The following is an 11,553-nucleotide window of genomic DNA, read 5'->3' on the forward strand; positions in this document are numbered from 1 at the left end:
ATAATAAAAAAATCTGACTCCCATATTTACAAATAATTCTATTTATTTATATATTATCTGAATTAATACTCAATACAAACTAAAACGTACTATTAAATTGTGCAAAGCTAAAATAAATTTATATTCATCTATCTAACAATATGTCTTATTAATGGTATAGTCTTTGCACACCAATGGAGGAAATAAATCTCAATCTTATTATGTTAATATTTAATCAAATCTTAGATTAACTAGTGTAATGATACAGATGATTATTGAGTACAAATTTAAAACCCTGAGATTTTCGCTTTAATTTGAAAACCTCAGGGTTTATTTGATTTTTATAAAATGAATCGTTACATTAAAAATATTTATTTATCAGAGTTCTTATATTTGTTAGCGCCCCAAGCACTAATTCCAAATAAGTTAATTTCTAAGTTTTCAGGTTTAAAGACAGGATTCTTGCCTTCTTTTTTCTGCTTTTGATAATCTTTCATTAATGCAAAAGCTACATTGGACAGTCCTATAATGGAAATAATGTTTACAATTGCCATTAAGCCCATAAATAAGTCTGCTGTATTCCATACTGTTTCTGTTTTAGCAACAGCTCCCATAAAGACAAGTACTACAACAAGACATCTAAAGATAAATAATATCACACGATTTGTAGATAAAAATTCAATATTAGATTGACCATAATAGTAGTTACCTACCACAGATGAAAATGCAAACAGTGTAACTGCTATTGTTAAGAAAATACCTCCAGCAGAACCTAAATGCTCATTAAGTGCCGATTGAGTAACTGCAACACCTTGTGGTGCACTTTCACCAAATTTCAATCCTGAATATAGTAAAATCATGATTGCAGTTGCTGTACAAACCAACATTGTATCAAAGAACACACCTAATGATTGGATTAAACCTTGCTTAACAGGATGTGGTACGGCAGCAGTTGCCGCTGCATTCGGCGCAGAACCCATACCAGCTTCGTTAGAGAATAAACCACGTTTGATACCTTGAAGAACCGCAGCACCTACAGCGCCACCAGTTACTTGTTCGATACCAAATGCACTTTTAATAATCGTACCTATCATAGGAACAATTTGATCTAAATTAAATAGCAATATTACTAAAACCATACCAATGTAAATGATAGCCATAATCGGTACAATTAACGAAGATAACGTAGCAATACTACGTACACCACCAAATATAATAATAGCTGTTACGATTGCTAAAATAATACCTGTGATTACTGGACTAATATTATATTGCGTATTTAACGACTCCGCAATTGTATTAGATTGCACTGTGTTAAATACAAATGCAAATGTAATTGTAATTAAAATCGCAAATACGATACCTAGCCATTTTTGATTTAAACCTTTAGTAATATAGTAAGCCGGACCACCACGGAATCCACCATCTTTATCATGTACTTTATAAACCTGAGCCAAAGTCGCTTCTATAAATGCACTCGCTGCACCTATAAATGCAATAACCCACATCCAAAATACTGCACCTGGACCGCCTAAAACAATCGCAGTCGCAACACCAGCAATATTACCAGTACCAACTCTCGAACCAGCACTAATCGCAAATGCTTGGAATGGCGAAATACCCTTCTTACCATCTTCTAAAGTTTCTGGACGTTCTACTAAAGCTCTAAACATTTCAGGTAACATTCGTAATTGGACGAATTTAGAACTAATTGTAAAGAAGAATCCAGCTGTCAATAATAGACCAATTAAATATTGAGACCATATTAGATCGGTACCAACATGGACAAATTCTTTAAACCATCCAGGAATTAAACTATCGAAATCTTTCAAAATAAACCCCTCGCATCCTCTACATGAATTATGCACCTTCTATAAAATTAGACCGAATTGAAACTTCAGTAAATATAGAGATACATCATCATTTCTTATACAATACAAGAGATTTATATTAGTTTGGTCAAAGTATATCGCTAATTTAACGATAAGTACTTGGTCAGCATTTAATATAAATCCCTTGAATTAAGTCAAAATTTAACATTACTGTATTTTATCATTTAATTTCGTGATTGCATATAGTTTTTAGCTAATATACATGTCTATTACTTCACCAAAATCATCTGTATCTACAATGAATGAGCCATTTGTATATTGTTCAGATTTATGAATATCATTAATTAAACCATGTTCTTCGTTTGATTTTGAATATAATGTATATTGACTATGTTCACCTGTCACTACATGTGCAGCTACTATACGATGTGGATTTTTCTTTAATTCTTTTAATAAAGTTATTCCACGTTGTGCTCTTTTAGCAACTTGTAAGATTTTAAAACTAATACGTTTTAACGAGCCGCGTTGTGTGGCCATCAATATAGTATCATTTTCAGAAACACCTTCTGTCATAACAACGAAATCTTCAGCTTTAAGATTTATTGATTTAACACCAGCTGCCCTTAATCCGGTATCTGATAATTCACTTGTATTATACGTTAATGACATACCTTTATTAGTAATGATGGTAATTAATTGATCTTTTTCAAAGCGCATAACACTAATCAAATCATCATTTTCTTTAACTTTAGTAGCAATTAAAGGTTTATTAAAACGCGTTGTTTTAAATAGAGGCACTGTACTTTTCTTAATCATGCCATTTTGAGTCGCAAAAACATAAAATGCATCTGTATTAAAGTCCTTTTCATTAAAGACATTAATAACCACTTCATCTTCTTCGATAGGAACTATTTGTGATACATGTTGCCCCAATTCTTTCCAACGAATATCTGCTAATTTATGAACCGGTATAAATAGATAGCGACCTTTATTTGTAAATACTAGTACGGTATCTTGCGTATTTACTTCTTGATGTTTAAGTAAACTGTCACCATCTTTTAAACCAATATCTTCAACACCGCTAGCATTAAAGCTACGAATAGAAGTACGTTTAATATATCCATGACGCGTCATACTTAAAATAACTTCTTCACTAGGCACCATAACTTCTTTGTCAATTTTAATTTCTTCAATTTCTGCTTCAATTAAAGACAGTCGTTCAGATTTGAATTTCTTTTTAATTTCATTCAATTCTTCTTTTATGACATTCAATAATGCATCATGGTTATCAAGAATATGACGTAATTGTTTGATTAATGCTTCAAGTTCTTTATGTTCACCTTCAAGCGCAACTATGTCAGTGTTTGTTAAACGATATAACTGTAACATTACAATTGCTTCAGCCTGTTCTTCTGTGAACTCGTATACTTCGATAAGGTTTTCTTTAGCGTCACGCTTGTTTTTAGAGCTACGAATCAATTCGATTACTTTATCTAAAATTGACAACGCTTTAATCAAACCTTCGACGATATGCATACGTTTTTCAGCATTATCTAATTCAAACTTCGTTCTATTTGCAACAACCTCAATTTGATGATTCAAATAACTATCTATAATTTGACGAATACCCATCAATTTTGGACGACCATCACTAATAGCGACCATGTTGAAATTATATGAAATCTGTAAATCAGAGTTTTTATAAAGATAATTTTTGATTGATTCACTGTTCACATCTTTTTTCAATTCAATTGCTATTCGTAAACCAGTTCTATCAGTTTCATCACGTACTTCAACGATACCATCGACTTTTTTGTCAGCACGTAATTCATCGATACGTTTTACTAAGCTACTTTTGTTCACTTCATATGGAATTTCAGTAATAATTAACTGTTTACGTCCATTGCGTAAAGTTTCTTCTTCAACTTTAGAACGAACTATAATTCTACCTTTACCTGATTCATAAGCTTTTTTAATACCATCAATACCTTGAATAATACCACCAGTTGGAAAATCAGGACCTTTAATATATTTCATTAATTGATTGACTGTAATATCCGGATTATCAATATATTTAAGTGTTGCTTGAATCACTTCAGCTAAATTATGTGGTGGTATATCTGTCGCGTAACCTGCAGATATACCTGTAGAACCATTCACTAGTAAGTTAGGAAATCTTGATGGCAATACCATTGGTTCGAGTGTCGTATCATCATAGTTTGGAATGAAAGAAACTGTCTCTTTATTAATATCACGTAATAACTCTTCAGCTAGTAAGCTTAACTTAGCTTCAGTGTAACGCATTGCCGCTGGCGGATCATTATCGATACTACCATTATTACCATGCATTTCTATTAAGACATGTCGTAACTTCCAGTCTTGACTTAAACGGACCATTGCTTCGTACACTGAGAAGTCTCCATGTGGATGATATTGACCAATAACATCACCGACTGTTTTCGCACTTTTACGGAAATTTTTATCGTGTGTATTACCACTTGAATACATTGCATATAAAATACGACGTTGTACGGGTTTTAAACCATCACGAACATCTGGCAATGCACGCTCTTGAATAATATATTTACTATATCTTCCAAAGCGATCACCTAAAACATCTTCAAGTGATAAATCTTGAATTATTTCACTCACTAGATTTCCTCCTCATCAAATTGATCATTTTCAAGCACTTGTACTTCAGAATTATCTAAAATACTTTGGTCCTCTTGCATACCAAACTCAACATGCTTTTCAATCCATTCACGTCTAGGTTGTACTTTGTCACCCATTAATGTTGTTACACGTTTAGATGAACGCACTTCATCTTCAACTTGTACACGAATTAAAGTTCGTGTTTCTGGGTTCATCGTCGTTTCCCATAATTGTTCAGGGTTCATTTCACCCAAACCTTTGTAACGTTGTAACGTGAAGCCTTTACCAAGTTCTTTTTGTAATTTATTAAGCTCTTCGTCTGTCCAAGCGTATTCAACTCTCTTTGTTTTGCCTTTACCTTTTTCCAATTTATAAAGTGGAGGTAAAGCAATAAATACACGACCTGCTTGAACGAGAGGTTTCATATATTTGAAGAAGAATGTTAACAATAGCACTTGAATATGCGCACCATCAGTATCAGCATCAGTCATAATAATTACACGATTATAATTACTATCTTCAATTTTAAAGTCAGTACCAACGCCTGCCCCGATTGTGTGGATAATTGTATTAATTTCTTCATTTTTAAAAATATCTTCCAGACGTGCTTTCTCTGTATTAATTACCTTACCACGTAATGGCAATATCGCTTGGAATTTGCGGTCTCGTCCAAGTTTTGCTGAACCTCCCGCAGAATCACCTTCGACTAAATACAATTCATTTTTATCTGTATTTTTACTTTGTGCAGGTGTTAATTTACCAGATAGCAAAGTGTCTTTACGCTTGTTTTTCTTACCTGAACGAGCATCTTCACGAGCTTTACGTGCAGCTTCCCTTGCTTGTTGTGCTTTAATCGCTTTTTTCACAAGTGATTTAGACAATTGTCCTTTTTCTTCTAAATAGAATGGCAATTTGTCTGCAACAACTGAATCAACAGCACTTCTTGCTTCAGAAGTACCCAATTTAGATTTCGTTTGTCCTTCAAATTGTAGTAATTCTTCTGGAATACGTACAGACACAACAGCTGTTAAACCTTCACGAATATCATTACCGTCTAAGTTTTTATCTTTTGTTTTAAGTTCATTAATACGACGTGCATAATCATTAAATACACGTGTCATTGCTGTTTTAAAACCAACTTCATGTGTACCACCATCTTTAGTACGTACATTATTTACGAAACTTAAAATACTTTCTGAATATTGATCATTATATTGGAAAGCTACATCTACCTCTATACCATTTGCTTCACCTGAAAATGTAGCCACGTCATGCAAAACTTCTTTTCCTTCATTGACATAACTAACAAATTCTTTGATTCCTTCTTCATAATGGTAATGCTCTTGACGCTCTTTACCACTGCGTAAATCATTAAGCGTTATTTTTAAATTTTTCAATAAGAACGCAGACTCTTGTAGTCGTTCACTTAAAACATCAAAATTAAATGATGTAGATGCTTTAAAAATTGTGTCATCAGGTTTAAATGTTACTTTGGTACCTGTTTTCTTAGTTTTACCTTTTTTTACTAAACCAGAAGATGGCGAACCACCGTTTTTAAAACTTTGATGATATATATTACCATCTCGATGGATTTCAACTTCAAGCCATTCACTCAATGCATTTACAACTGAAGCACCAACTCCGTGAAGACCACCTGAAGTTTTATAGCCGCCTTGTCCAAATTTACCTCCTGCATGTAAAACAGTAAAGATAACTTCGACTGTCGGTTTACCTGATTTATGTATACCTGTTGGCATACCACGTCCATTATCTTCTATAGAAATACTACCATCTTTATTAATTGTTACATCTATTTCGTTACCGTAACCATTCAATACTTCATCGACGGAGTTATCGACAATTTCATATACTAGATGATGTAATCCCCGTTTATCAGTTGATCCAATATACATACCAGGTCTTTTACGAACTGCTTCTAACCCCTCTAAAACCTGTATTGAATCATCTGAATAATTATTTTGTTTATTCATTGCCAATGATTTCGCCTCCTGCAAACGTACGTTCGTTTTTAAAACTATACAATAGTTATTCTTATATAAATCAGCGTAAAATGCAAGTATCAATTAACTTTCATAGCTTAATTCCATATATTAATCCCTGTTTTTAAAAATTTTAGCCGTAATTTAAACGAATATGATAAAATAGTCCTAAGATATTAAAGGATGTGTAATATTTATGATGATAATCGTCATGTTACTACTAAGTTATCTTATCGGCGCTTTCCCAAGTGGATTCGTAATTGGAAAATTATTTTTCAAAAAAGATATTAGACAATTTGGTAGTGGTAATACTGGCGCTACTAATAGCTTTAGAGTATTAGGTCGTCCTGCAGGATTCTTGGTAACATTTCTAGATATTTTCAAAGGGTTCATAACTGTTTTCTTCCCTTTATGGTTACCAGTTCACGCAGATGGCCCTATTAGTACTTTTTTTACAAATGGTTTAATTGTTGGCTTATTCGCTATACTTGGACACGTTTATCCTGTTTATTTAAAATTCCAAGGTGGCAAAGCGGTTGCAACTAGTGCAGGTGTCGTCTTGGGAGTCAACCCGATACTTTTACTAATACTTGCAATTATCTTCTTTATTGTATTGAAGATTTTTAAATATGTTTCTTTAGCAAGTATCGTTGCAGCAATTTGCTGTGTAATTGGCTCGCTTATCATTCAAGACTATATTTTATTAGTCGTTAGTTTCTTAGTTTCAATCATATTGATAATTAGACATCGCTCTAATATCGCAAGAATTTTTAGAGGCGAAGAACCTAAAATAAAATGGATGTAACAATTTTTTGACATTAGTCCATCATTGCATATTTTTTTGCAGTTGATGGATTATTTTATTTTTGCAAAAACAATTTTTTTAACTTAAAATTCAACTATACTTAGTTTTTTTACAAGAACATTTGAGACCGAGACATAGATCAATGTCATAGGCTACACAATGTTATATTAGCTGTAGTTGACAGAATGAAATGCGCTTATAACTAGGTTTTTTCAATTCTGGTCGGGGGTCCCAACATAGAAGCTTATGGAAATTCAGCTTACAATAATGTGCAGGTTGGGGTGGGCTCCAACACAGAGAATTTCGAAAAGAAATCCCACAAACAATATGAATTGGGGCCCACTCCCATTCTGTAATAAATATAGGAGGTCATTGTTATGCAAATAGAACTTACTGATGCAGCAGTAACTTGGTTTAAAAATGAACTTGAGTTACCTGAAAATAATAAAGTGCTCGTGTTTTTTGTAAGATATGGTGGCGAATTCCAACTCAAGCAAGGATTTAGTCCTGCTTTTACAGTTGAACCAAAGGAAGATGTTGATATTGGCTATGAACAACAATATGACGATTTAAATGTTGTCGTAGCGGAAAAAGATTTGTGGTACTTTGAAGATGACCACATTATTGTAAATGTAGTTGATCACGAAGATGAAATTTCTTATTCCACAAAATAACTAAAATAAAACGAACTTGTTTACACATTCTGATGTGTACTGAACCTCACAAGTTGTACTTTGGTTTAACACATCTGATGTTGTATGAACAAGTTCGTTTTTGCTATATATTAACTTATCTTCACGCTAATTACATTAATGTTAACGTATTGGCTATTTTTTATAGATTAATTGTTAATATTGCCTCTCCAAACATTTATAGTAACTTATAAAGAATCAATACCATCCATTATCTCTACTGTTTTCCCTTCATTATTGAGCGTTTGCACTTTACTATAGGCTTCATGCCAATCTGGGAAATAACGATCCAACCGTATAGGCTTAAAAGTATCTTCTTTAATGCAAATCAATTCTGTGGAACCTGTAGTTGCAAGTTCACCTTTTTCATTAAAAATCTCATATTTATACACTGAACGTAATCTCGAATATTTTTCAACCCAAGTTTTAACTTTAACTTTTTCTGGATAAAAAATAGACTTTTTATAATTGACATTGAGGTCAGTCACAGGTGAAATGATTCCTTGTTTTTCCATATCAGCATAACTAAAACCTAACTTCGATATATAATCCAACCGCGCAACTTCAAACCAAGTTGCATAATTCCCGTGATAAATTACACCCATCTTATCAGTTTCAGCATAACGCGCTTCTATTTCTGTAATACTATATATCATTTTAAGCCTTCTTTCAGTTTAACTTTATATCTCATTCTAACATAATATACAAGAATAGGCCGCCCAAGAACACAAAGGTTTTGAACCGACCTATTAAATCATAAAGTTTATAGAGGTGTTTTTGAGCACTATCAAAGTGCCTCAAATACCGATTAAAATTTTACTGTGATATCTATTTTTATTGCGCTAATTTATTTCTTAAAACCATTTGTAAAATTCCACCGTGACGATAGTAATCCATTTCAACAAGTGAGTCAAAACGAACCATAGCGTCAAATTCTACTAAATCACCATCTTGCTTCTTAGCAGTAACTTTGACGTAGTCATGTGGTTGAACATTTTCATCAATATTAACAGAAATTTCTTCTGTACCATCTAGACCAAGAGAATCAGCTGATTCACCTTTTTTAAACTCTAATGGTAATACACCCATCATAACTAAATTTGAACGATGGATACGTTCATAACTTTGTGCAATAACTGTTTTAACACCTAATAAGTTTGTACCTTTTGCTGCCCAGTCACGAGATGAACCCATACCATAATCGTTACCAGCTAATACAACTAAAGCTGTACCATCTTCTTTATATTTCATTGCAGCATCAAAGATAGGCATTACTTCATTTGTTGGCCAATAAGTTGTAAAACCACCTTCAGTACCTGGCGCTAATTGGTTTTTAATACGTATATTAGCAAACGTACCTCGAACCATTACTTCGTGATTACCACGTCTTGAACCATATGAATTAAATTCACGAATAGGCACTTGATGATCTTGTAAATATTTACCAGCTGGCGTATCTTTACCAATTGCACCTGCTGGAGAGATGTGGTCAGTTGTCACAGAATCACCGAATTTACCCATAACACGTAAACCATTTAATGGAACAATCGTACCCGGTTCTTTAGATAATCCTTGGAAGAATGATGGATTTTGAATGTATGTTGAATTAGGATCAAAGTCATATAGAGGTTGATCAGTTACATCAATCTCATTCCATAATTCGTTGTTATTGTATACGTTATTATATTCTTCAATAAATAATTCAGGTGTTACAACACTATCAACGGTATCTGAAACTTCTTTAATTGATGGCCAAATATCTTTCAAATATACATCTTCACCGTCATTACCTATACCAATAGGTTCATTTTGTAAATCAATATCAACCGTTCCAGCTAATGCATAAGCAACAACTAACTGTGGTGAAGCTAGGTAATTGGCTTTTACAAGAGGATGGATACGACCTTCAAAGTTACGGTTACCAGATAATACAGATGTCACTAATAGGTCCTCATCAGCAATCGCTTTTTCAATTTCTGGTAATAAAGGACCTGAATTACCGATACAAGTTGTACATCCATAACCAACCAAGTTAAAGCCTAAATCATCTAAATAAGGTTGTAAGCCAGCATCTCTTAAATATCCGGTAACAACTTTTGATCCTGGTGCTAGAGAAGTTTTAACGTATTCAGGAACTTTCAAGCCTTTTTCAACTGCTTTTTTAGCAACTAAACCTGCACCTAACATTACATAAGGGTTAGATGTATTTGTACATGATGTAATTGCTGCTATTGCAATATCACCTGTTTTCATTGTAGCTTTTGATCCATCTTTGAAGTTAATTTTAGCTTTCTTATCAAATTCACTTTTATCTAAACCATGTCCTTGGTTGCCCGCTGGAGCTGTTACAGAATTTTCAAATGATGATTTCATATCACTTAAGAAAATTAAATCTTGAGGACGTTTTGGTCCTGAAAGCGATGCTTCAACTGTTGATAAATCCAATTCGATAACATCTGTATAATTAGGATCTTCTTTTTCAACATCAAAGAACATATGGTTTTGTTTCAAATATTCTTTTACTAGCGCGATATGTTCGTCTGATCTACCAGTTAACTTCATATATTTAAGAGATTCATCATCAACTGGGAAGAATCCGCAAGTTGCTCCATACTCTGGCGCCATGTTTGCAATTGTAGCTCGGTCTGCTAGTGGTAAATGTTGTACACCTGGACCAAAGAACTCTACAAATTTACCAACAACACCTTTTTTACGTAGCTCTTGAGTTACTCTTAACGCTAAATCAGTTGCTGTTGCGCCTTGTGGTAATGAATTTACTAGTCGTACACCAATAACCTCTGGAATTGGGAAATAAGAAGGTTGTCCAAGCATTCCAGCTTCAGCTTCAATACCACCAACACCCCATCCTAGTACGCCTATACCATTTATCATTGTTGTATGTGAATCAGTACCGACTAATGTATCTGGAAATGCAGTTTTTTCGCCATCTACATCACGAACATGTACAACACTTGCTAAATATTCTAAGTTAACTTGGTGAACTATTCCAGTTGCAGGAGGAACTGCATTGTAATTATCAAATGCTTTCGTTGCCCAATTTAAAAACTGATAACGTTCATAGTTACGTTCAAATTCTAATTTCATATTACGTTCAAGTGCTTCTGGATTTGCATAGCTATCCACTTGAACTGAGTGGTCAATAACTAAATCCACCGGTACTTCTGGATTAATTTTAGTAATATCTCCCCCAACGTCATCCATTGCTTTACGTAAAGAAGCTAAATCAACTACGGCTGGTACACCTGTGAAATCTTGTAAAATAACACGAGAAGGTTTAAATGGTACCTCGCCTTCATTTCCATCTTTTCCAAACTGACTTAAAGCTTTAATATGATCGTCTGTAATTACAAAATCATCTTCTTGACGAAGTAAAGATTCTAACAAAACACGAATTGAATAAGGTAAATTCGAAACTTTAGTAATACCTTGCTCTTCTACAGCTTTTAAATCATAGTAAGTATAACTTTGGCCATTCAAGTCAAAATGTTTTTTTGATTGCTCTTTAAAATTTGCAGCCATTTAATGATCCCCCTTGATACATTTTTATATTTATATGCCTTGATTAAATTGTA

The 11,553-nt window shown here is 33.4% G+C and carries 7 protein-coding genes; 2 read left to right on the forward strand and 5 right to left on the reverse strand.

From position 1 onward, the window contains the following. Positions 1 to 350 precede the first annotated feature (350 nt). The 3 genes from alsT to parE all read right to left on the reverse strand — a co-directional run bounded on the left by alsT (position 351) and on the right by parE (position 6,454). Positions 351 to 1,811, reverse strand: a complete 1,461-nt coding sequence (alsT, locus tag JV528_RS10965; protein ID WP_000651164.1) for a glutamine transporter AlsT — start codon at positions 1,809 to 1,811, stop codon at positions 351 to 353. 249 nt (positions 1,812 to 2,060) lie between these two features. Then, the gene (gene parC, locus JV528_RS10970) at positions 2,061 to 4,463 is read right to left on the reverse strand and encodes a DNA topoisomerase IV subunit A (protein ID WP_204177668.1); all 2,403 of its coding nucleotides are present in this window, start codon (positions 4,461 to 4,463) and stop codon (positions 2,061 to 2,063) included. Further along, on the reverse strand, positions 4,463 to 6,454 hold the full coding sequence (parE, locus tag JV528_RS10975; protein ID WP_001574370.1) for a DNA topoisomerase IV subunit B: 1,992 nt from the start codon (positions 6,452 to 6,454) through the stop codon (positions 4,463 to 4,465). Before parE ends, parC begins: the two co-directional genes overlap by 1 nt. Before the next feature lie 205 nt (positions 6,455 to 6,659). On the opposite strand from parE, the gene plsY reads away from it, so the two are divergent. Then, complete coding sequence (gene plsY / locus JV528_RS10980) at positions 6,660 to 7,268, forward strand: glycerol-3-phosphate 1-O-acyltransferase PlsY (protein WP_000972779.1); 609 nt, start codon at positions 6,660 to 6,662, stop codon at positions 7,266 to 7,268. A gap of 377 nt (positions 7,269 to 7,645) precedes the next feature. Next, entirely contained in the window at positions 7,646 to 7,942 is a 297-nt protein-coding gene (locus tag JV528_RS10985; RefSeq protein ID WP_001165377.1) for a HesB/YadR/YfhF family protein, read from the forward strand. A 206-nt stretch (positions 7,943 to 8,148) separates the two neighbouring features. On the opposite strand, the gene menI is transcribed toward JV528_RS10985, so the two are convergent. Both menI and acnA read right to left on the reverse strand, forming a co-directional pair. Continuing rightward, positions 8,149 to 8,616 carry a 1,4-dihydroxy-2-naphthoyl-CoA hydrolase MenI gene (menI, locus tag JV528_RS10990; protein ID WP_000640487.1) on the reverse strand — a complete coding sequence of 156 codons (468 nt, stop codon included), beginning with the start codon at positions 8,614 to 8,616 and terminating at the stop codon, positions 8,149 to 8,151. Between the two features lie 178 nt (positions 8,617 to 8,794). Next, positions 8,795 to 11,500 carry an aconitate hydratase AcnA gene (gene acnA, locus JV528_RS10995; RefSeq protein ID WP_204177665.1) on the reverse strand — a complete coding sequence of 902 codons (2,706 nt, stop codon included), beginning with the start codon at positions 11,498 to 11,500 and terminating at the stop codon, positions 8,795 to 8,797. Between the last annotated feature and the right edge of the window lie 53 nt (positions 11,501 to 11,553).

Origin of the sequence: Staphylococcus sp. GDB20D11A (assembly GCF_016893255.1) — a bacterium.
Taxonomy (GTDB): Bacteria; Bacillota; Bacilli; order Staphylococcales; family Staphylococcaceae; genus Staphylococcus; species Staphylococcus aureus.

Coding starts and splice junctions, on each gene's coding strand:
- parE (WP_001574370.1), bottom strand. CDS start 6,454: ATGAATAAACAAAATAATTATTCAGATGATTCAATACAGGTTTTAGAG.
- plsY (WP_000972779.1), top strand. CDS start 6,660: ATGATGATAATCGTCATGTTACTACTAAGTTATCTTATCGGCGCTTTC.
- JV528_RS10985 (WP_001165377.1), top strand. CDS start 7,646: ATGCAAATAGAACTTACTGATGCAGCAGTAACTTGGTTTAAAAATGAA.
- menI (WP_000640487.1), bottom strand. CDS start 8,616: ATGATATATAGTATTACAGAAATAGAAGCGCGTTATGCTGAAACTGAT.
- acnA (WP_204177665.1), bottom strand. CDS start 11,500: ATGGCTGCAAATTTTAAAGAGCAATCAAAAAAACATTTTGACTTGAAT.